Raw genomic sequence first — 19,725 nt, 5'->3', positions numbered from 1 at the left:
TTTCGTAGAAATTTCGTCATCCGGAGACGAGGCCGCCCGGGTGTCGTCCCCGGCGACAACGTCGCGATGACTATCTGCGGGCCTCGCCTTGCTTTCCCCCGGCCACCCGCCAGATCGTGTTGCCGACGTCGTCCGCGACCAGCAGCGCGCCGGTGCGGTCGCCGGTCACGCCGACGGGGCGGCCGCGTGCCTTGCCATCCGCATCGAGGAAGCCGCTCAGCACGTCGACGGGCTTGGCGCCATCGGCGGGGAAGCCGCGTGCCGCGAAGGGCACGAACACGACCTTGTACCCCGACACCGGCTTGCGGTTCCAGGAGCCATGCTCGCCGATGAAGGCGCCCTGCGCGAAGCGGTCGCCGAGCTTGACGTCGCCGGCGAAGGTCAGGCCGAGCGCCGCGACGTGCGGCCCGAGCGCATAATCGGGGCGTTTCGAATATTGCTGCAATTCGGGCCGCGCCGGCTCGACGCGGGTGTCGGGATAGCCGCCCCAATAGAACCACGGCCAGCCGAACTGGTCGCCGAGCTCGACCTGCGTCAGATAATCGGGCGCGAGGTCGGAGCCGAGCATGTCGCGCTCGTTGACCACCGTCCACAGCTGCTTGTTGAACGGGCTGATCGCCATCCCCTGCGGGTTGCGCAGACCGGAGGCGTAGACGCGGAAGGTCTTCTCCTTGGGATAGACCTCGAGGATGTTGGCGCGGTATTTCTCGGCGTCGAGCCCGTTTTCGGCGATGTTCGACGACGAGCCGACGCCGACGAACAGCGTGCGGCCGTCGGGCGCGGCGACAAGGGTGCGCGCCCAATGGTTGCCGCCGCCGTTGAGCTGGACGACCAGTTCGGGCTTGGCGGCGATCTGCGTCGCGCCTTCGGTATAGGGCACGCGCACCACCGAATCGGTGTTGGCGACGTAGAGCTGACCGTCGAGCAGCGCCATGCCGGTCGGCGAGTTAAGCCCGGTCATGAAGACGTGGCGCTGTTCGGCGACGCCGTCGCCGTCCGCGTCGCGCAGCAGCGTGATGCGGTTGGCCGAAGGCACGCCGGCGCCGGCCTTGCCGAGCAGCAGGCCCATCACCCAGCCCTTGATGCCGCCGCCCCGGCGCGGCGGGCTGTTGGTCTCGGCAACCAGCACGTCGCCATTGGGCAGGCGATAGAGCCAGCGCGGATGGTCGAGGTTTTTGGCGAAGGCCTTGACGGTCAGGCCGGCGGCGGGGGTGGGGGTCTCGTTGCCCTGCCAGCCGACGACATCGGCGACCTTGACCGTCGGCAGCGTCTGTTCGCGCGGCGCGACGATCTGCGGTCGTTTGCCGGTCACCCGGTCGAACGGCACCTGCGCGGTATCGGGCCAGGCGAGATAGACGACCACCGCGATGGCGATCACGACAAGAAGCGCGGCGACGCGCAGGACGTGCTTGAGCATAGGGGCACGATAGGGGCGCGGGGGGCGGCGCGGAAGGGGAAAGGTGTGGGGTGCCAAAGCGCCCACCGTCCCAACCTATCTCGTCACCCCGGACTGGTTCCGGGGTCCACCCCGCGGCGGGAAGAAGGGCTGGAGGCTCGGCGTGCGCGCTCGGATCTGCTGCGACGCGCCTATATGGGCACATAGCTAACTCAGCAGGACAGATCGGGAAATCGCGAATCCGCGAAGGTCGTGATCGAAAGGAGCGATTACTTACCGGCGCGCGTCCGTTTGGCGACGATAAGGCCATGGGTGGCTTCGGCGGCGGATTGGGCGAAGGCGGCTTGCGAGTCGGTTGGGCCGCCTTTCGCATCGCTTGCGGCGAGATCGCCGACGCGGGCGTTTTCACGGCGGAGGTCACGGGCTTCGGCTTTGGAGAGCTGGCCGGATCGGTGGCCGGCGCGGATGTCATCGTGGTTCTTGGCGACCTGATAGGCGGCCGGTGAGGACGGGGTGGCGCGGATCGTTGCCCACGCCTGCGCCAGCGCCGGCGTGGGGAAGATCGCGGAGAGCCACGTGAGCGCGTGCCGGGCCGCCCTCATCCTTTCGACGCGACACGCCTTCTTCCCTCTCGCGACGGGAGAGGGAAGAGACGGCGCAGCCGTCGACAGGGTGAGGATGGGCGGGATCGTCCGCGGATCGTTCGACAAGCGTTGCATCCACACCTCCCGTCCGTTCGCACTGATGATTGCCATCGCGGCTGAACGGAGGCTGACCGCAGCCTCAATCGTCCTCGATCTCCTGCGCGACCGGTGGATGCAGGCGCAGGCGGTGGATGCGGCGTTCGTCGGCATCGAGCACCTCGAGCTTCCAGCCGCTGGGATGATCGACGCATTCGCCGACGGTCGGCACGTGCCCCGCCAGCACCGCGGCAAGCCCGCCCAGCGTGTCGACGTCGTGATCGGTCTCGCCCAAACGCGGGTCGATCAGCGTCGCGGCATCCTCCAGTTCGGCGCGCGCATCCGCATCCCAAGCGCCGCCGTCGATCGGCACGAGCAGCGCCTCGGGTGCCTCGTCATGCTCGTCCTCGATCTCGCCGACGATCTCCTCGATGAGGTCCTCGATCGTGACGAGGCCTTCGGTGCCCGAATATTCGTCGAGCACCACCGCGAGATGGACGTGGCTCGCGCGCATGTCGGCGAGCAGGTCGAGCGCGCCGCGCGACATCGGCACGTACAGCGGCTCGCGGATCAGCCCCGACAGATCGGCCGGATGCTCGGCGCCGGTGGCGAGGATCGCGAACACGTCCTTGATATGAACCATGCCGATGATCGTATCGAGCTCGCCGCGATAGACCGGCAGGCGGCTGTGGCCGGCTTCCGCGAAGATCTGGACGAGATGCGCGAAAGTGGTGGCTTCCTCGACCGCCACGATATCCGCACGGGGCACGCCGACGTCGCCGGCGTCGCGCTCGCCGAAATGGAGCAGGTTGCGCACCATCTGCCGCTCGAGCGGGGTCAGATCGCCCTTGGCGTCCGGCGCGGGATCGTCCTCGTGCCGGTCGATCGCCTCCTCCAGCTGGTCGCGGAGGGATTCTTCGTGCGTGCCGCCGAAGATCAACGTCTTCAACCCGCGCCAGATGTTCGATTCGCTGGGATCGCCGTTGCCGGCGCTACTTCGGTCGTCTGCCATGGCGGCCGTATCAGTCCTCTCGTATCAGATAGGGGTCGGCGATGCCGAGCGTGGCGAGCGCCTGACGCTCGATATCCTCCATCGCTTCGGCTTCTTCGTCCCCCATATGGTCATAGCCTAGCAGATGCAGCGTGCCGTGCACCAGCAGGTGCGTGGCATGTTCGGCGACGCTGACGCCCTTCTCGCGCGCCTCGCTCTCACAGACGCCATAGGCCATGACGATGTCGCCGAGCAGCAGCTCGCCATCGTCGCTGTTCTGGCTGACCGTGTCGATCAGATCGGGCTGGACCATCGGAAAGGACAGGACGTTGGTCGGCTTGTCCTTGTGTCGATATTGCGCGTTAAGCGTGCCCACCTCTTCATCGGAGGTGAAGCGGATGCTGATCTCGACCGTGGCGGCGGCAGTGAGCAGTTCGCCATGCGGCGTGCACTCGATCGCGGCACGGGTGGCGCGGGTGGCGAGCGCATCCCAGTCGGTATCGGCGGGCCAAGGTTCTTCGCGGGCAAGTTCGATCTGGATCATGCGAGGTCCGTATGCGAGAAATCGTCGCCCTTGTAGAGCAGGCGGGCGTCGTGCGCCTTGGCACAGGCATAAGCGAAGCAATCGCCCATGTTGAGGCGGGCGGGGTGGCGGCCCTTGCCGTAGCGGGAATGCGCCGCGATTGCGACCTGCGCTTCCGTCGCGCCGATCGGGACCATGCGCAACCCGGCTTCCCGGACGAAGCTGTCGACGGCTCTTGCGGCTTCTTCCACGTCCGTGTCTCGCAGCCGCGCTATGGCCCGCGTCGCTTCCCATGCACCGAGGGCACAATAGCGGCGGTCGTCATGCCGCTCGATCGTATCGGCAAACGCGTCCGCTTCCGGCTCGCCATCCATGATCGCGACGATGGCGGAGGCGTCGACGAAGATGGTCAATCGTCATCCTCGTCGTTGAGCGAATCGTAGAACGCCTTGTCGGCTTTCAGGCCGGTCGGTTCGCCGAGCGGGTGCTCCTCCCGCCAGATCCGCATACGCTCGCGCAACGGCAGAGCCGCCGTGTCGCGCTCCAGCTCATGCCTGAGCGCCTGCTTCACCGCAGCGGTCTTGGAGATGCCGCGACGCTGCGCGAGGAGGGTCGCGAGCGCATTCGCCTCCTCGTCCTTCACATACAATGATGCCATGGCTCAGGTCCCGGTATATCCCAAGAATTTACCGGGGATATACCGACCCGTCAACCGCCCGGTCCCTCGTATGCCTCGACGATCCGCCCCACGATCGGATGGCGGACGACGTCGGCGGCGGTGAAGCGGGTCATCGAAATGCCCTGGACGCCTTCGAGCCGCATCGTCGCATCCGCCAGCCCCGACGAACCGACGCCGCCGGGCAGATCGGTCTGGTTGGGATCGCCGCAGATCACCATCCGGCTGTTCTGGCCGAAGCGGGTAAGGAACATCTTCATCTGCGCCGGCGTGGTGTTCTGCGCCTCGTCGAGGATGACGAACGCATCCGCCAGCGTGCGGCCACGCATGAAGGCGATCGGGGCGATCTCGATCTCGCCGCTTGCGATGCGGCGCTCGACCTGCTCGGCGGGCAGGCAGTCGTGCAGCGCGTCGTAAAGCGGGCGCAGATACGGATCGACCTTTTCCTTCATGTCGCCGGGCAGGAAGCCAAGCTTCTCGCCCGCCTCGACCGCGGGGCGCGACAGGATGAGGCGCTGGACGCTGCCGGTGATGAGCTGCGACACCGCCTGCGCGACCGCGATATAGGTCTTGCCGGTGCCTGCCGGCCCGAGCGCGAAGATCATGTCGTTGGTCGACAGTTCGCGCATGTAATGCGCCTGTGCCGGGGTTCGCGGCACGATCGTCTTCTTGCGCGTGCGGATCATCACCGAGGGGATCGCGCCGCGTTCGGTGCTGACGATGCCATCGAGCGTCGGCTCGGACGCCATCGCGATCGAGGCATCGACGAGGCCGGTGTCGACCTCCTCGCCGCGTTGCAGGCGGTGATACAGGTCCTGCAACACGTCGCGGGCGAGCGCGACATGTTCGGCGCTGCCCTCCAGCCCGACGCGATTGCCGCGGGCGGTGATATAGACGCCGAGCCGGTTTTCGAGCGCGACGAGATTCTGGTCATATTGCCCGAAGAGCGTGGCGAGCAATTGCGGCTTGTCGAACAACACCTCTGCCCGGCTGCGTTCACCGGAGCGGGCGGGGACGGGCTTGCGACTCATGCGGTCCTTTCATGCCGTGATGGCATGACGGGAATGTGGGATGCGGGCGGGCGAAAGGGAAGCGGCAAAAGCCGGGTTTCCGGCGAAGCCGCGATGCCGCGCGCACCGCGGGTCCATCAGGCCGCCGCGCGCACCCGTTCCGCGCCGGCCAGCGACACCGGGCCGGCGGAGAGCAGGTCGACCGACACCATGTCGCCGATCGCCGCATCGGTGATCAGATGAACCGATTGCAGCCATGGCGACTTGCCGAGCATCTGGCCGGGGAGCTTGCCGCGGCGTTCGACCAGCACCTCGCAGCTACGGCCGACGCTCGCTTGGTTGAACGCCTGCTGATCGCGGCCGAGCGCCGCCTGCAGCCGCTGCAGCCGCTCGTCCATCACCGCATCGGGGATCGCGCCGGCCATGCCGGCGGCGGGGGTGCCGGGGCGGGGGCTGTATTTGAAGGAGTAGGCTTGGGCATATCCGACCGCCTCGACGAGTCGCAGGGTTTCGGCGAATTCCGCGTCGGTTTCGCCGGGAAAGCCGACGATGAAGTCGCCCGACAGCGCGATATCGGGGCGCACCGCGCGCACCCGGTCGAGCAGCCGCAGATAGGAGGCGGTGTCGTGGTTGCGGTTCATCGCCCTGAGGATGCGATCGCTGCCCGCCTGCACCGGCAGATGGAGGAAAGGCATCAGGCTTTCGACGTCGCCGTGCGCGTCGATCAGCCCCTGGCGCATGTCGTTGGGGTGGCTGGTCGTGTAGCGGAGGCGGGCGAGGCCGGGGATGCGGTCGAGCACGCGGATCAGGTCGTGCAGCCCGCGCCCGTCATCGTCCCAGGCGTTGACGTTCTGCCCGAGCAGCGTGATCTCGCGCGCGCCGGCGTCGACCAGCGCCCTGGCCTCGTCGACGATCGCCGCGAAGGGGCGGCTGACCTCGGCACCGCGCGTATAGGGGACGACGCAATAGGTGCAGAATTTGTCGCAGCCTTCCTGCACGGTGAGGAAGGCGGAGGGGCCGGCGCGGCGGCGCGCGGGCAGGGCGCCGAACTTCGACAGCAACGGCATGTCGGTGTCGAGGCTGGGGGTGCCGGCGGCGGCGCTCGCGACCAAGGCGGGAAGGTTGTGGTAAGCCTGCGGGCCGACGACGACGTCGACCTTGGCGCGACGGACGATCTCGTCGCCCTCCGCCTGCGCGACGCAGCCGGCGACCGCGATCATCGGCGCGGTGCGCGCGTTGAGCCGGGCGTTCTTGCGCAGCCGGCCGATGTCCGAATAGACCTTCTCGGTGGCGCGATCGCGGATGTGGCAGGTGTTGAGCACGACCAGATCGGCGGCATCGGGATCGTCGGTCGCGGTCATCCCGTCCGCGGCCATCAGTTCGGCCATGCGCTCGCCGTCGTAGACGTTCATCTGGCAGCCGAACGACTTGACGTGGAAGGTCTTGGGCGGGGCTTCGGGTTTGTCCGCGGGAGTCATGCCGGCGCGCATACAGGATGTGGGGGGTGGTCGCCAGCGGGTAACCTGTTCCTCGGCCGCCAGGGGGGCGTTTGGCGTCAGCCGAATGGTAGAGGGAGGAGGGGTGGGAGCGCGATTATCGGGTTCCGCCCCATCCTCCCCCTCCGTCAGCGCTTTGCGCTGCCACCTCCCCCTGGCGGGGGAGGAATTGGGTTACAGCGTTCCGATGGCGCTGCCTCCCCTGGCGGGGGAGGAATTGGATTACATCGTGCCGGTGGCGCTGCCCTGGGCGTGGGCGAGGTGCTTTTCGATGATCGGCACCGCGCTGGTCGCGACCTGGCGGAGCGCGGGGTCCTGGCCGTCGCTGGCATAGCCCTTGTGGAGGGCCCAGGCGGTCTTATGCGCCTCGGCCTGCTGCTGCATGTAGAGCGCGTCGAAGCCGTCGGCGGGCGCCGATTTCAGCGCCGCGATCTTCGCCGCATTGGGTGCGGACAGCGCCTTGCCGGGCTTGGCGACCTTGGGCTCGGTCTTGGGCAGCGCCGCCATTAGCGACTTGGTGGTCTGCATGTGATCGGCGATCATCTCGCGCGCGAAATCCTTGGTCGCCTGGCTCTTCGCCTTGGTAAGCGCGATCTTGCTCGACTGGATTTCGTACATGTCGCCATCGGCGGCCCAGGTGACGTAGTTCTGCGCCGGCGTTCCGGCGAGCGGCGTCGCGCCGACCTGGGTCGGGGTCATCGTGCCGGCGTCCTGTGCCAGCGCACCCGCAGATGTCGCGGCGAGGGCGATCGTACTGATACAGATCAATATCTTGCGCATGTCTATCTCCTTGAATCAAGCTGCCCAACGACTGCCGGTCAAAGCCGTTCCTCGCTTGCCTAGACTTGGCCAATTCTGTGCCCGATCGCCCTTGAAGTGAGGCAATGTTGCAAAGCCATCGGACGGTGGCATGCGGCTCGCCATTCCGCCGAAAGGCTGTACGGTCGGGTCATGACGATGATGACGCGCTCCGCCCTCACCCTGCTGATCGCCACCGGCTGCGGCGCCACGACCGCCATGGCGCAGGACGCCGAGGCCGATGCGCCACGGCGCACGCGGGTGGGGCTGGGGCCGCAACTGGTGCCGCGCTATCCGGGGTCCGATGCGATCGCGCTGCGGCCGTTCGTCGACGTGTCGCGGACGCGTGGCGACACGCCCTTCGCCTTCGAAGCGCCCGACGAAAGCGCGGGCTTTCCCATATTGCGCGGCGACCGGTTCCAGTTCGGGCCGGCGATCGGGTTCGAGGGGCGGCGGCGCAGCCGCGACGTCGGCGGACGGCTGCCGGGCGTCGGCGCCACCTTCGAACTGGGCGGCTTCGTGCAATATGCGGTGAGCGACGCGTTCCGGCTGCGGGTCGAGGCGCGGCAGGGGCTGGGCGGCCATAAGGGGCTGATCGGCGTGGTGGGCGCGGATTATATCGCGCGCGACGCCGACCGCTGGCTGTTTTCGATCGGACCGCGGGTCACGCTGGCGGGCGCCCGCTACAATCGCGCCTATTTCGGCGTCGCCGCTGCGGATGCGGCCTTCGCCGGGCTGCCGGCGTTCAAGGCGGACGGCGGCGTGCAGGCGGTGGGGGCGACCGCGGGCGCCTTGCGTCAGCTGACCCCGCATTGGGGCGTATCGGCCTATGCCAAATACGACCGGCTGGTCGGCGATCCCGGCCGTTCGCCGGTGGTGCGCGCTTTCGGTTCGCGCAGCCAGCCGTCGGCCGGGCTGGCGTTGAGCTATACGTTCGGCGCCGGCGTGCATTGACGCCGCGGCGGGTTCAGGCGGCGTCCTCGATCGCCGCCCGTGCCCGCGTGGCGATCGCCTTGCGATTGCCCGCCGCGGCGGGATCGAACGGCGCGAGCAGGTGGAGCGTCACCGGGAAGCGTCCCCGCCGGCGCAGCACGCGCAGCGCATGCGCACCGCCGGGCTCGTCGCCTACCCAGGCGAGTTCGGGCGTCGCCGCGCCGTAATCGACCCGGATCGGCTGGACGCGCACCCCCGGCGGCGGCGGGTCGAGCGCGGCGAGCAGCGCCGCCTTGAACGGCAACAGGGTGACGCCGTCGCCGGTGGTGCCTTCGGGGAAGACGGTCACCGGTCCGCCGGCGCCGATCGCGGCGCGGAGCTGCGCGATCTGAGCGGTCACCTGCAACCGGTCGTCGCGGCTGACGAAGAGGGTGCGGTTGAGCGTGCACAGCCAGCCGACCAGCGGCACGCCGCGCAACTCGCCCTTGGCGACGAAGGCGCTGCCGGTGGCGCCGGCGATGGCGAGGATGTCGATCCAGCTGAGATGGTTGCTGAGGAACACCACGTCGTTGGCGAGCGGCGTGCCGACGACGCGCACCCGCGCCCCGACGATCCGCGCAACCAGCCCGAGGAAGCGCCGCGGCCAGGGCGAGCGCCGCCGGAACAGCCGCCAGACGCCGTGCAGCGCGAGCCCGCCGAGGAGGGCGACGACGAGCGCGAGCAGGCGCGCGGCGAGGCGGAGATTGGGGATCATCGGGGTCGGGGTATTGCCGGTGTCACGACCGCTCCGTCATCCGGGGCTTTTCCCGGGGTCCATTTGGCAGCGAGGAGGATGGCTTGAAGGGAGACGGCCCGGCGGCAGCCCGGTGAACCCCGGAACGGGCCAGGACCTTTGCAGAACAACCGATGTACCCCGGCGAAGGCCGGGGCCCAGTTGGGAAAGCCACGGTAAGTCATGACCAAGCTTCGCCCAACTGGGCCCCGGCCTCCGCCGGGGTACACGCCTGGTGTGTCACGGACCGACTTTCGCGGAGGCTTCGAACGGGTCCGGGGTGACGGACCTTTCTGGGTGATCGATTGCGCTCATACCTGCCGCCGAGTGTGATTGATGTGACGAGTGACAGGTGGCTCGGAAGGCCGTTCTGCCAGGGCCGATCAACATTCGCGCAAATTCCTCCCCCGCCAGGGGGAGGTGGCATGCCGAAGGCATGACGGAGGGGGAGGACACGCAACACAAGACATCGCTTACCTCCCCCTCCGTCACGGCTTCGCCGCGCCACCTCCCCCTGGCGGGGGAGGAATTTGTTGCGCATTCCGAACGTCGATCCCGCCCTGGTCACGCAACGACCGCGCCGATCACACCTTGCGGTCGAGGCTGACGCCGTACAATTCCATGCGGTGGTCGACGAGGCGGAAGCCGAGCTTTTCGGCGATCGCTTTCTGGAGCTGTTCCAGCTCGGGATCGACGAACTCGATGACCTTGCCGGTCTCGACGTCGATCAGATGGTCGTGATGCGCCTCGGGCGAAGGCTCGTAGCGGGCGCGGCCGTCGCCGAAATCGTGGCGGTCGAGGATGCCCGCCTCCTCGAACAGGCGCACCGTGCGATAGACGGTGGCGATCGAGATGCCCGGATCGATCGCCGAGGCGCGCTCATAGACCTTCTCGACGTCGGGATGGTCCTCGGCTTCGGACAGGACGCGCGCGATGACGCGGCGCTGTTCGGTGATACGCAGGCCCTTCTGGTTGCACAGGGCTTCGAGATCGATCTTGCGGGGCATATCCCTTGTGTAGTGCAGGTGGCTTGTTGCGAAAAGCGAAACCGACTCGCAAAAAGCAGATGGTCAGATCGCGCGGCGATAGGTGTGCGCGTCGAACGCCTGACCGGTCTTGCCGCGATAGTAATTGCGCCGCTCGCCGACCTTGGCAAATCCCTGTTCGGTGTAGAGGCGGACCGCGTCATTGCCCTCGCGCACCTCGAGATGCAGGTCGGCGATGCCGTTCGCCTGCGCCTCCGCGATGACGCCGCGGAGCAGGGCGCGGGCGATGCCGCGGCGGCGCCAGGCGGGATCGACCGCGAGCAGCAGCAATTCCGCCTCGTCGGCGACGCTGCGCACCATCGCGAAGCCGGCGGCGGTGTCGTCGACATAAGCGAGCGTCAGCCGGACGCCGGGCATCGCCAGCACGCCGAGGCACTGGTTGCGCGTCCACGCCTCGCCGAAGCGCGGTTCGAACGCCGCGGTCATCAGCGCGTCGACCGCGGCGACGTCGCGCGCGTCGCCGGTGCGCAGCAGCACCTGCCGGGTCGCCATCAGCCGGGCGTCCTTCCGCCGGGCAGCTTGGCGTCGGGCGCGCGGCCGTAGAGCGGGCGCGGCGGCAGCGTCGCGAGCGCCTCGGGCAGCAGCAGCGCGTCGGCGGCATCGGGCAGGGCGGGGCGGCCGGCGAGATCGGGCGCGACCTGTTGCAGCCAGCGGATGCCGTTGCCGACGGGGTAGCGATCGCCGAGCGCGGCGATCGCCGCTTCGGGCTTCGACGAGGCGAGCGCGTCGAGCGCGACGGGGCCGGCGGCGAAGGACTGGACGAACACCTCGCCATGGCCGCCTTCCAGCATCACCGCGATCTCGCCGTGGCGGCCGGCGGCGAAATCGGCGGCGGCGATCAGCGACAGGCTGGAATAGCCCGCAACGGTGGCGTCCCAGCCGAGCGCTAGGCCGCGGGCGGCGGCGATGCCGACGCGCAGGCCGGTGAAGCTGCCCGGGCCGACATCGACCATGATGTGCGCGGCGCGGCCGCCGTCGGGCAGATCGGCGATCATCGGCAGCAATTGCTCGGCGTGGCCGCGGCCGACCTCGCGATGCTGGGCGGCGATGACCTCGCCGGCCTCGATCAGCGCGACCGAGCAGGCGGCGGTCGCGGTATCGATGACGAGGATGCGGGAAGAAGCGTCGGTCATGTTTGGAATGCTTTGCGACACACGGGCGCGGGGGACAAGCACGAGATTCGGCGCAATCCCTCCCTCGCGAAGCGGGGAAGGGGGGCGTCGCCGCATACGATCAACGTCGTCGTATCCTCCCCCTCCGTCGGGCCTCCGGCCTGCCAACTCCCCTTGGCGGGGGAGGGCTATCGCATATGCGCGTCTATGTAAGCCGGACGGGTTTCCAAAGCCACTCCGTCACCCCGGCCTTGCGCCGGGGTCCGCTTCTTCGGGCGGTGCAAAGAAGCGGGATGCCGGATCAAGTCCGGCATGACGGGGTATGTCTGTGCCAATGCACACCCGATAGCCCTGCCCCTGGCGGCAGAGAACTTAGGTTTATGCTATCGTGTTGAACCGTTCGAATCCCGGCCGCGGCAGGCGGTCGTGGAGGCTGGCGGGATCGCCATAGCCCAGCGTCGAGATGAAATTGGTCCGTACGCCCGGCCGGTCGGCGAAGAACGCCTTGTCGACCGCGCCCTGGTCGAAACCCGACATCGGCCCGGTATCAAGCCCGAGCGCGCGTGCGGCGATGATGAAATAGGCGCCCTGCAGCGTCGAGTTGCGGACGGCCGAGGCGGTGCGCAATTCGGTGTTGCCGTCGAACCACGCCTTGGCGTCGACATGCGGGAACAGCTCGGGCAGATTCTCGTGGAATTCGACGTCCATGGCGATGATGACGCTGACCGGCGCCTTGAGGATCTTGCCCTGATTGGTGTCCGAGGCGCAGGCGGCGAGCTTCGCCTTCGCCGCGTCGCTGACGCACCAGACCAGGCGTGCGGGCAATTGGTTGGCGCTGGTCGGGCCCCATTTCATCAGCTCCCAGATCGCGTGGAGCCGGTCCTCGCCCACCGGCCGGTCGGTGTAGCTGTTGAAGCTGCGCGCGGTGCGGAAGATGCGGTCGAGCGCGGTATCGGTCAGGGGCTCGGACATCAGACGGCTCGCACCTCGGTGACTTCGGGGACGTAATATTTGAGGAGCTGCTCGATGCCGCTCTTCAGCGTCGCGCTGGACGAGGGGCAGCCGGCGCAGGCGCCCTGCATGCGCAGGAACACCTTGCCCTTGTCGAAGCCGCGATAGACGATGTCGCCGCCGTCGTTCGCCACCGCGGGGCGGACGCGGGTGTCGATCAGCTCGCGGATCTGCGCGACGATGTCGGCATCGGCGGGATCGTCGGTCAGCACCGCCTCGTCGACCGGCACGCTGAAGCCGGCGCTGCCCTGGCGGAACAGCGGCATGTTGGCGGCGAAATGGTCGAGCAGGATGGCGAGCACGTCGGGCTTGAGGCTGTGCCATTCGACGCCGGGCGCGGCGGTGACCGACACGAAGTCGCGGCCGAAGAAGACGCCGGTGACGTCGCCCAGCGCGAACAGCATCTCGGCGAGCGGGCTCGACTCGGCCTCTTCGGGCGTGGCGAAGTCGCGCGTGCCGGCATCCATGACGATGCGGCCGGGCAGGAACTTGAGCGTCGCCGGGTTGGGCGTGGTTTCGGTCTCGATCAGCATGAGGGTCATGTGGACCGTGGGGGGCGGGGGATCAAGCGCAACGGCGGAAAGGGATTGTTTCCGCCGCCTCGCAATTCCTCCCCCGCGCGGGGGAGGACAGGGTCAGACTTCGAGTTGCTTCACCGCGGCGTTCCAGGCGCGGATGTTGGCGCGCGCCTCCTGCACGAAGGGCGAGCGGCGCACGACGCCGAGGAACAGGTCCGCGATCCACTTGCCGGGATTGCGCAGCGGCCGGGCGAACTGGACCAGCAGCACCACGCGCGTGCCGGCGCTGTCGTTCCACACCTCGTGGTCGTAGGTGTCGTCGAACACCAGGGTCTCGCCCTCCGCCCAGCGGACGATGCGGTCGCCGACGCGCATCCGCACGTCGCCGTCGCGCGGCACGAACAGGCCGAGGTGGCAGGTGATCAGCCCCTTGGTGACGCCGCGATGCGCCGGGATATGCGTGCCGGGCGCGAGGATCGAGAAGAAGGCGCTGTTGAGCCCCGGAATGCGCGCGACCAGCGCCTGCGTCGCCGGACAGCGCGCCAGATTGTCCTCGATCGGATAGCCATAGCCCCACAGGAAGAAGGAGCGCCATTTGTCGACCTCGGCGATCGACCGGTGGTCGGGGGAGATCGTCGCGAGGCTCGGCGCCGGCTGGCCCTGCAGCGCCACCGCCGCCGCCTCGTCGCGGATCGTGTGCCACTGGTCGCGCAGCAGCGCGGTCCAGCCGAAATGGCGCATGTCGAGCACCGGATCGTTGGCGACCAGCGACGAGGCGGCGATCATCCGGTCGAAGAGCCCACGCAAATGCTTGCCGATGCGGATGATCAGCGGCCGGCCCGGCTCCGCCGCCAGCGGCGTGCCAGAGTTTCGCCACATTGCGGGCGCCGCGTCCTTCGTGCCGATCGTCATACGCTTACCATCATCGAATCGTGCCGCGCCCAGCGCGGTCCGGCTGCCCCTGCGATCCCGGCTAGGCCCCGGCTGGGGCGAAATGATGACCGAAACGAGGAGGATACGGTCACGCTGGCGGCCTTGCCCGGCAATCGCTAGAGATGGGGGCTATGGCGTTCTTCCCCCGCGCGTTCGCGCCCGTACTCGTCCTCGCCCTCGCATCGGCGACCATCGCCCAGGTCAGGGCGCCCGCCGCCCCCGCCGCGACGACCCCCGCCGCCGCGGTCAAGGTCGATCCGACGCCGTGGCTCTACAAGGGCAGCGACCTCGCGCACGATCCCGCCTGGGTGTTCGGCACCCTTCCCAATGGCCTGCGCTATGCGGTGCGCAAGAACGGCGTGCCGCCGGGGCAGGTGTCGATCCGCGTCCGCATCGACGCGGGCTCGCTGTACGAGAAGGACAGCGAGCGCGGCTATGCGCATTTCATCGAGCATCTCTCGTTCCGCGGATCGGAATATGTCCCCGACGGCGAGGCGAAGCGGGTGTGGCAGCGGTTCGGCGCGACCTTCGGCTCGGACAGCAACGCCTCGACCACGCCGACGCAGACGCTCTACAAGCTCGACCTGCCCTCGGCGACCGACCAGACGGTCGACGAGAGCCTCAAGATCCTGTCGGGGATGATGGCCGCGCCGGCGCTGACCGACGCCGCGGTGTCGGCGGAGCGGCCGATCGTGCTCGCCGAGCGGCGCGAACAGCCCGGCCCGCAGGTCAAGCTGCAGGATGCGATGAACCGGCTGTTCTTCGCCGGCCAGCCGCTCGCCGACCGTTCGCCGATCGGCACGGTCGAGACGCTCGACGCGGCGAACGGCGCGAGCATCAAGGCGTTCCACGATCGCTGGTACCGCCCCGAGCGGGCGGTGGTGATCATCTCGGGCGACATGGATGCCGCGACGCTCGGCCAGATGGTGACGCGCCATTTCGCCGGCTGGAAGGGCAATGGCCCCAATCCCGCCGACCCCGATTTCGGCAAGCCCGACCCCGGCAAGCCGACCTCGGCGACGATGGTCGAGCCCGGTCTGCCGCCGCTGGTGACGATGGGGGTGGTGCGCCCCTGGCATTACAATGACGATACCAAGATCTTCAACCAGAAGCGGATGGTCGACACGATCGCCGCCAAGGTGATCAGCCGCCGGCTGGAACGGCGCGCGCGGGCGGGGGCGAGCTTCGTGCAGGCGGGCGTCGACCTCGACGACCGCTCGCGCTCGGCGAACATGACGTCGGTGCTGATCCTGCCGGTCGGCGACCAGTGGGAACAGGCGCTGAAGGACGTGCGCGCGGTGATCGCCGATGCGCAGAACAGCGCGCCGACACAGGCCGAGATCGACCGCGAATATGCCGATTACGAGGTCGCGATCCGCAACAGCGTCGAGACCGCGCGGGTCGAGGCGAGCGCCAAACAGGCCGACGACATGGCCGGCGCGCTCGACATCCGCGAGACGGTGACCGCGCCCGAGAACAGCTATGCGATCCTGACCGAGGCCAAGCAGAAGGGGATGTTCAACCCCGCCGCGGTGCTCGCCTCGTCCAAGAAGCTGTTCGAGGGCGACGCCACCCGCGCGCTGGTCAACACGCGCACCGCGGAGAAGGGGACGGCGGAGAAGCTCGCCGCCGCGCTCAAGGCGGACGTGTCGACGCTGACGATCAAGCGCGCCAGCCAGGCGGCGGTCGACTTCACCAAATTGCCCGCGCTGGGCGCGGCCGGCACGGTCGCGTCGCGCGAGCCGCTCGTCGGATTGCCGGCGGAAAAGGTGGTGTTCGCCAATGGCGTGCGCATGCTGGTGTTCGCCAACCCCGACGATACCGGCCGCGTGTTCGTGCGGGTGCGCTTCGGCAACGGCTATAATGCGCTGCCCGCCAACCGGCCGAGCCCGGCCTGGGCGGGCGATCTCGCGCTGATGGAGAGCGGCATCGGCACGCTGGGCCAGGACGATCTCGACCAACTCACCGCGGGGCGGCAGCTCGGCCTCGATTTCGGTATCGACGAGGACACCTTCTCGATCGCCGCGCTGAGCAGCCCCAAGGATTATGCCGACGAACTGACGCTGATCGCCGCCAAGCTCGCGCATCCGCGCTGGGACCCGGCACCGGTGACGCGCGCCAAATCGGCGGCGCTGACCGCGATCCCCGGTTACGATTCGTCGGCGGACGGCGTGTTGTCGCGCGATCTCGAAGGATTGCTGCATGCCGGCGATCCGCGCTGGGCGACGCCCGACGCCAAGGCGGTCGACGCGCTGACCCCCAAGGCGTTCCAGGCGTTCTGGTCGCCGCTGCTCGCCAGCGGCCCGATCGAGGTCGACGTGTTCGGCGACGTCAAGGCCGACGAGGCGATCGCCGCGGTCGCCAAGAGCCTCGGCGCGATCCCGCCGCGCACCGCGCCCGCCGCGGCGGCACCGCCGGTGCGCTTCCCCGCGCATGTCGCGACGCCGGTGCTGCGCTACCACAACGGCCCCGACAATCAGGCGAGCGCGGTGATCGCCTGGCCGACCGGCGCCGGGGTCGCCGACATCGCCGAGGCACGCCGCCTCGACGTGCTGGCGCAGGTGTTCAGCGACCGGTTGTTCGAGCGGATGCGGCAGGCGGCGGGGGCGAGCTACAGCCCTGGCGTCGCGAGCAACTGGCCCAAGGGGCTGCCCGGCGGCGGCCGCCTGATGGCGGTGAGCCAGGTCGCACCGGCCAATGTCGCGCTGTTCTTCCGCCTGTCGCGCGAGATCGCGGCGGATCTGGCGAAGACTCCGGTCAGCGCCGACGAACTCGCGCGCGTGAAGGGGCCGTTGCAGCAGGTCTATGCGCGCGCCGCGACGAGCAGCCTGTTCTGGCTGCGCGAGCTGTCGGGCGGGGCGTATGACGACCGCCGGCTGGAGGCGACGCGCCGCCTGGGCCGCGACTTCGGCGACGTGACGCCCGAGGTGCTGCAGGCGACCGCGGCGAAATATCTGGTGCCGGCAAAGGACTGGACGCTGGCGGTGCTGCCGCGAAAGGGGAAGTGACGGAAGTCCTCCCCCGCATGGGGGAGGGGGCGCCGCGTAGCGGTGACGGAGGGGGAGGATAAGGTGGAGCTGGGCGGCTCTAAACGGAACCGGGAACAGGCGAGGGCGCTCCGCCGCCGGTTGACGTTGCCCGAAGTCCTGTTGTGGCGGGAGCTGCGCGTGCTGCCGGTGCGGTTTCGCAAACAGGCGCCGGCCGATCCCTACGTGCTCGACTTCTACTGCGCCAAGGCGAGGCTGGTGATCGAGGTGGATGGTGAGGCGCACGATCGTGGCGACCGGCCGACGCGCGACGCGCGCCGTGATAAGTGGCTGGCGGAGCGCGGGATCGAGACGCTGCGGATACCGGCGCGGGATGTATTGAAAGACCTCGATGCGGTGATGCGGCTCATCCTCGCGGAGTTGGCCGCTCGTGGAAACGCCCCCTCCACCACCCGCTGACGCGGGCGGTCCCCCTCCCCCGCTAAAGCGAGGGAGGACTTTTGTATTCCTCCCCCGCCAGGGCAGGGCTATCGCATATGACGTTCCACGCAATGTTCCACGCAACGATGGGTACGTGACCTTTCGCGAGGTTGGCATTTTCCAATTGAGCTGCGGGCCTCCGGCGCACGATCGCAACTCAAAAATTCCATATGCGATTACCCTGCCCGCCAGGGGGAGGTGGCGCGCCGAAGGCGTGACGGAGGGGGAGGACAGGGTGGGAGCTGGGCGGCTCTGCCACCTCACCCCCGATACGGTGCGTCCAGCGGCTCGCCGTAGACGGTGCGGATCACGTTGCGGCGGATCTTGAGGCTTGGCGTCACCGGCGTGCGACGTGTTGAAAGACCTCGACGCGGTGATGCGGCTTATCCTCGCGGATTTGGCCGCCCGTGGAAACGCCCCCTCCACCACCCGGCTGCGCCGGGCGGTCCCCCTCCCCCGCTAAAGCGAGGGAGGACTTTTATATTCCTCCCCCGCCAGGGGGAGGTGGCAGCGCGAAGCGCTGACGGAGGGGGAGGGCGGGGTGGGAGCCGCGCGACCCTGCCACCTCACCCCCGATACAATGCGTCCAGCCGCTCGCCGTAGACGGTGCGGATGACGTGGCGGCGGATCTTGAGGCTTGGCGTCAGTTGCTCGTTCTCGATGCCGAACGGCTCGTCCGCCAGTACGAAGCGGCGGATGCGTTCGGTGACCGACAGGTCCTTGTTCACCCGCTCCACCGCATGGCCGATCGCGGTGCGATATTCGCTGTTCTCGGCCAGCCGCTCGAACTTGCAGGCGGTGCCGTTGGCGGCGCACCATTCCTGCGTCCATTCGGGGTCGGGGACGATCAGCGCGACCATATAGGGCCGCCGGTCGCCGGCGATCATCGCCTGCACGATCTCCGGCTGCAGCGTCAGCATCCCCTCGACCTTCTGCGGCGCGACATTGTCGCCCTTGTCGTTGATGATGAGGTCCTTCTTGCGGTCGGTGATCGCGATCCGGCCCGCCGCGTCGATCTCGCCGATGTCGCCGGTGTGCAGCCAGCCGTCCTTGAGCACGCGCGCGGTTTCCGCCTCGTTGCGCCAATAGCCGTGCATCACCAGCTCGCCGCGCACCAGGATCTCGCCGTCCTCGGCGATGCGCACCTCGGTGTCGACCAGCGGCGGGCCGACCGAATCCATGCGGATGCCCGCGCTCGGCCGGTTGCACGAGATCACCGGCGCCGCCTCGGTCTGGCCATAGCCTTGCAGGAAGGTGACGCCGAGCGACTGGAAGAACAGCCCGACCTCCGGGTTGAGCGGCGCGCCGCCCGAGACCATCGCCTTCATCCGCCCGCCGAACTTCTTGGCGATCTTCGGCTTGAACAGGGTGCGCACCAGCAATTGCGCGGGCCGGTCGGTGAGGCGCAGCGTGCCCGCATTCGCCTTCGCGCCGACGTCGAGCGCCTTCGCCAGCAGATAGGCGGACATGCCGCCCTGTTTCTCGATCGCCTTGCTGATCCGCGTGCGCAGCACCTCGAACAAGCGCGGCACGACGAACATGATCGTCGGGCGCACCTCCTCGATATTGGCGGCGAGCTTGTCGAGCCCCTCGGCATAATAGATCTGGCCGCCGAGCGAGACCGGCAGATGCTGGCCGCCGGTATGTTCATAGGCGTGGCTGAGCGGCAGGAACGACAGGAACACCTCGTCCCCCGCGCCGAAATCCTCGGCGATGACCGTCGCGCAGCCGTTGCAATTGTGCAGGATCGCGCCGTGATGCTGCATCACCCCGCGCGGCGCGCCGCCGGTGCCGCTGGTGTAGATGATGCAGGCGAGGTCGCCGCGCTGGAAGGTCGCCGCCGCCGCGGCGACCGCGGGGTCGGTCGGATGGTCGGCGATCAGCGCGTGCCAGTCGTGGAAGTCGACCCCCGCGGAGGGCGCGCGCATCGGATCGATGCCGATGACGATCTGCCCCTGGTTGGAGCGCAGCACCGCGGTGAGCACGGTGCGCGCCAGCTTGTCGGTCGAGACGATGATCCCGCACGCGCCCGAATCGGCGATGATATGCGCGTGGTCGCGTTCGGTATTGGTGATGTAGGCGGGGACGGTGACGCAGCCCGCCGCCATGATCGCGAGGTCGCTGATACACCATTCGGGGCGGTTCTCGCTGACCAGCATCACCCGGTCGCCGGGTTTCATGCCGATCGCCTTCAGCCCGGCGGCGAGGCTCGCCACCTGTCGCGCCGCTTCGGCCCAGCTCGTCGCGACCCATTGGCCGTCGCGCTTCGCCCACAGGAAGGGGGCGTCGCCGCGCTCCTTCGCCCGCGCGAAGAACATCGTGACGAGATTGGGAAAACGCTCGAGGGCCATGGTCTCTCCTGT

At 68.6% G+C, this 19,725-nt stretch carries 20 protein-coding genes; 3 read left to right on the top strand and 17 right to left on the bottom strand.

All coding sequences use genetic code 11. The features are described 5' to 3' along the window. Nucleotides 1-70 precede the first annotated feature (70 nt). The 9 genes from ACLBWH_RS09190 to ACLBWH_RS09150 form a co-directional block, all read right to left on the bottom strand. On the bottom strand, nucleotides 71-1,417 hold the full coding sequence (locus tag ACLBWH_RS09190; RefSeq protein WP_447798371.1) for a PQQ-dependent sugar dehydrogenase: 1,347 nt from the start codon (nucleotides 1,415-1,417) through the stop codon (nucleotides 71-73). A gap of 248 nt (nucleotides 1,418-1,665) precedes the next feature. After that, nucleotides 1,666-2,151, bottom strand: a complete 486-nt coding sequence (locus ACLBWH_RS09185) for a hypothetical protein (RefSeq protein ID WP_447798369.1) — start codon at nucleotides 2,149-2,151, stop codon at nucleotides 1,666-1,668. 28 nt (nucleotides 2,152-2,179) lie between these two features. After that, complete coding sequence (locus ACLBWH_RS09180; protein ID WP_322850407.1) at nucleotides 2,180-3,088, bottom strand: hemolysin family protein; 909 nt, start codon at nucleotides 3,086-3,088, stop codon at nucleotides 2,180-2,182. 10 nt (nucleotides 3,089-3,098) lie between these two features. Next, nucleotides 3,099-3,611 carry an rRNA maturation RNase YbeY gene (ybeY, locus tag ACLBWH_RS09175; protein WP_447798366.1) on the bottom strand — a complete coding sequence of 171 codons (513 nt, stop codon included), beginning with the start codon at nucleotides 3,609-3,611 and terminating at the stop codon, nucleotides 3,099-3,101. Continuing rightward, complete coding sequence (locus ACLBWH_RS09170) at nucleotides 3,608-4,003, bottom strand: type II toxin-antitoxin system VapC family toxin (RefSeq protein ID WP_447798365.1); 396 nt, start codon at nucleotides 4,001-4,003, stop codon at nucleotides 3,608-3,610. Before ACLBWH_RS09170 ends, ybeY begins: the two co-directional genes overlap by 4 nt. After that, nucleotides 4,000-4,248 (bottom strand): type II toxin-antitoxin system VapB family antitoxin, encoded by a 249-nt coding sequence (locus ACLBWH_RS09165; protein WP_447798363.1) that lies wholly within the window; start codon nucleotides 4,246-4,248, stop codon nucleotides 4,000-4,002. The genes ACLBWH_RS09170 and ACLBWH_RS09165 overlap by 4 nt, the downstream gene beginning before the upstream one ends. Before the next feature lie 50 nt (nucleotides 4,249-4,298). Further along, the gene (locus ACLBWH_RS09160; protein WP_447798361.1) at nucleotides 4,299-5,297 is read right to left on the bottom strand and encodes a PhoH family protein; all 999 of its coding nucleotides are present in this window, start codon (nucleotides 5,295-5,297) and stop codon (nucleotides 4,299-4,301) included. Between the two features lie 116 nt (nucleotides 5,298-5,413). Next, nucleotides 5,414-6,754, bottom strand: a complete 1,341-nt coding sequence (gene miaB / locus ACLBWH_RS09155; RefSeq protein ID WP_447798359.1) for a tRNA (N6-isopentenyl adenosine(37)-C2)-methylthiotransferase MiaB — start codon at nucleotides 6,752-6,754, stop codon at nucleotides 5,414-5,416. A gap of 240 nt (nucleotides 6,755-6,994) precedes the next feature. Further along, the gene (locus ACLBWH_RS09150; protein WP_447798358.1) at nucleotides 6,995-7,552 is read right to left on the bottom strand and encodes a DUF4142 domain-containing protein; all 558 of its coding nucleotides are present in this window, start codon (nucleotides 7,550-7,552) and stop codon (nucleotides 6,995-6,997) included. A 171-nt stretch (nucleotides 7,553-7,723) separates the two neighbouring features. Here ACLBWH_RS09150 and ACLBWH_RS09145 point away from each other — a divergent pair, with 171 nt between their 5' ends. Next, a complete protein-coding gene (locus ACLBWH_RS09145; RefSeq protein WP_447798356.1) occupies nucleotides 7,724-8,524 on the top strand; it encodes a MipA/OmpV family protein in 801 nt (266 codons plus the stop codon). A gap of 13 nt (nucleotides 8,525-8,537) precedes the next feature. Here ACLBWH_RS09145 and ACLBWH_RS09140 read toward each other — a convergent pair whose 3' ends face one another. The 7 genes from ACLBWH_RS09140 to ACLBWH_RS09110 form a co-directional block, all read right to left on the bottom strand. Then, a complete protein-coding gene (locus ACLBWH_RS09140; RefSeq protein WP_447798355.1) occupies nucleotides 8,538-9,257 on the bottom strand; it encodes a lysophospholipid acyltransferase family protein in 720 nt (239 codons plus the stop codon). A gap of 602 nt (nucleotides 9,258-9,859) precedes the next feature. Next, a complete protein-coding gene (locus ACLBWH_RS09135) occupies nucleotides 9,860-10,282 on the bottom strand; it encodes a Fur family transcriptional regulator (RefSeq protein ID WP_037534772.1) in 423 nt (140 codons plus the stop codon). A gap of 63 nt (nucleotides 10,283-10,345) precedes the next feature. Further along, nucleotides 10,346-10,813, bottom strand: a complete 468-nt coding sequence (gene rimI, locus ACLBWH_RS09130; RefSeq protein WP_447798354.1) for a ribosomal protein S18-alanine N-acetyltransferase — start codon at nucleotides 10,811-10,813, stop codon at nucleotides 10,346-10,348. After that, nucleotides 10,813-11,454, bottom strand: coding sequence for a tRNA (adenosine(37)-N6)-threonylcarbamoyltransferase complex dimerization subunit type 1 TsaB (tsaB, locus tag ACLBWH_RS09125; protein WP_447798353.1), 642 nt, complete (start codon nucleotides 11,452-11,454; stop codon nucleotides 10,813-10,815). The genes rimI and tsaB overlap by 1 nt, the downstream gene beginning before the upstream one ends. A 357-nt stretch (nucleotides 11,455-11,811) precedes the next feature. Then, complete coding sequence (locus tag ACLBWH_RS09120) at nucleotides 11,812-12,405, bottom strand: malonic semialdehyde reductase (protein WP_447798351.1); 594 nt, start codon at nucleotides 12,403-12,405, stop codon at nucleotides 11,812-11,814. Further along, entirely contained in the window at nucleotides 12,405-12,977 is a 573-nt protein-coding gene (locus tag ACLBWH_RS09115; RefSeq protein WP_322850465.1) for a NifU family protein, read from the bottom strand. Before ACLBWH_RS09115 ends, ACLBWH_RS09120 begins: the two co-directional genes overlap by 1 nt. Before the next feature lie 102 nt (nucleotides 12,978-13,079). After that, complete coding sequence (locus ACLBWH_RS09110; RefSeq protein ID WP_447798349.1) at nucleotides 13,080-13,874, bottom strand: aspartyl/asparaginyl beta-hydroxylase domain-containing protein; 795 nt, start codon at nucleotides 13,872-13,874, stop codon at nucleotides 13,080-13,082. Nucleotides 13,875-14,026: 152 nt separating this feature from the next. On the opposite strand from ACLBWH_RS09110, the gene ACLBWH_RS09105 reads away from it, so the two are divergent. Beyond that, nucleotides 14,027-16,903: a M16 family metallopeptidase gene (locus ACLBWH_RS09105; RefSeq protein WP_447798347.1), complete on the top strand. Its 2,877-nt coding sequence runs from the start codon at nucleotides 14,027-14,029 to the stop codon at nucleotides 16,901-16,903. 63 nt (nucleotides 16,904-16,966) lie between these two features. Continuing rightward, nucleotides 16,967-17,341: an endonuclease domain-containing protein gene (locus ACLBWH_RS09100; RefSeq protein WP_447798346.1), complete on the top strand. Its 375-nt coding sequence runs from the start codon at nucleotides 16,967-16,969 to the stop codon at nucleotides 17,339-17,341. A 587-nt stretch (nucleotides 17,342-17,928) separates the two neighbouring features. Here ACLBWH_RS09100 and ACLBWH_RS09095 read toward each other — a convergent pair. Further along, the gene (locus tag ACLBWH_RS09095) at nucleotides 17,929-19,713 is read right to left on the bottom strand and encodes an AMP-dependent synthetase/ligase (protein ID WP_447798344.1); all 1,785 of its coding nucleotides are present in this window, start codon (nucleotides 19,711-19,713) and stop codon (nucleotides 17,929-17,931) included. Between the last annotated feature and the right edge of the window lie 12 nt (nucleotides 19,714-19,725).

Source organism: Sphingomonas sp. M6A6_1c (assembly GCF_053345135.1).
Note: the sequence above shows the minus strand (reverse complement) of the source record. Positions and strands in the feature narration are given on the sequence as shown.

Excerpts from the sequence above, each read along its gene's own strand:
- ACLBWH_RS09120 (WP_447798351.1), bottom strand. The coding sequence starts at position 12,405 with ATGTCCGAGCCCCTGACCGATACCGCGCTCGACCGCATCTTCCGCACC.
- ACLBWH_RS09190 (WP_447798371.1), bottom strand. The coding sequence starts at position 1,417 with ATGCTCAAGCACGTCCTGCGCGTCGCCGCGCTTCTTGTCGTGATCGCC.
- ACLBWH_RS09095 (WP_447798344.1), bottom strand. The coding sequence starts at position 19,713 with ATGGCCCTCGAGCGTTTTCCCAATCTCGTCACGATGTTCTTCGCGCGG.
- ACLBWH_RS09145 (WP_447798356.1), top strand. The coding sequence starts at position 7,724 with ATGACGATGATGACGCGCTCCGCCCTCACCCTGCTGATCGCCACCGGC.
- tsaB (WP_447798353.1), bottom strand. The coding sequence starts at position 11,454 with ATGACCGACGCTTCTTCCCGCATCCTCGTCATCGATACCGCGACCGCC.
- ybeY (WP_447798366.1), bottom strand. The coding sequence starts at position 3,611 with ATGATCCAGATCGAACTTGCCCGCGAAGAACCTTGGCCCGCCGATACC.
- rimI (WP_447798354.1), bottom strand. The coding sequence starts at position 10,813 with ATGGCGACCCGGCAGGTGCTGCTGCGCACCGGCGACGCGCGCGACGTC.
- ACLBWH_RS09110 (WP_447798349.1), bottom strand. The coding sequence starts at position 13,874 with ATGACGATCGGCACGAAGGACGCGGCGCCCGCAATGTGGCGAAACTCT.
- ACLBWH_RS09140 (WP_447798355.1), bottom strand. The coding sequence starts at position 9,257 with ATGATCCCCAATCTCCGCCTCGCCGCGCGCCTGCTCGCGCTCGTCGTC.
- ACLBWH_RS09105 (WP_447798347.1), top strand. The coding sequence starts at position 14,027 with ATGGCGTTCTTCCCCCGCGCGTTCGCGCCCGTACTCGTCCTCGCCCTC.
- ACLBWH_RS09115 (WP_322850465.1), bottom strand. The coding sequence starts at position 12,977 with ATGCTGATCGAGACCGAAACCACGCCCAACCCGGCGACGCTCAAGTTC.
- ACLBWH_RS09135 (WP_037534772.1), bottom strand. The coding sequence starts at position 10,282 with ATGCCCCGCAAGATCGATCTCGAAGCCCTGTGCAACCAGAAGGGCCTG.
- ACLBWH_RS09185 (WP_447798369.1), bottom strand. The coding sequence starts at position 2,151 with ATGGCAATCATCAGTGCGAACGGACGGGAGGTGTGGATGCAACGCTTG.
- ACLBWH_RS09165 (WP_447798363.1), bottom strand. The coding sequence starts at position 4,248 with ATGGCATCATTGTATGTGAAGGACGAGGAGGCGAATGCGCTCGCGACC.
- ACLBWH_RS09150 (WP_447798358.1), bottom strand. The coding sequence starts at position 7,552 with ATGCGCAAGATATTGATCTGTATCAGTACGATCGCCCTCGCCGCGACA.
- miaB (WP_447798359.1), bottom strand. The coding sequence starts at position 6,754 with ATGACTCCCGCGGACAAACCCGAAGCCCCGCCCAAGACCTTCCACGTC.
- ACLBWH_RS09180 (WP_322850407.1), bottom strand. The coding sequence starts at position 3,088 with ATGGCAGACGACCGAAGTAGCGCCGGCAACGGCGATCCCAGCGAATCG.
- ACLBWH_RS09160 (WP_447798361.1), bottom strand. The coding sequence starts at position 5,297 with ATGAGTCGCAAGCCCGTCCCCGCCCGCTCCGGTGAACGCAGCCGGGCA.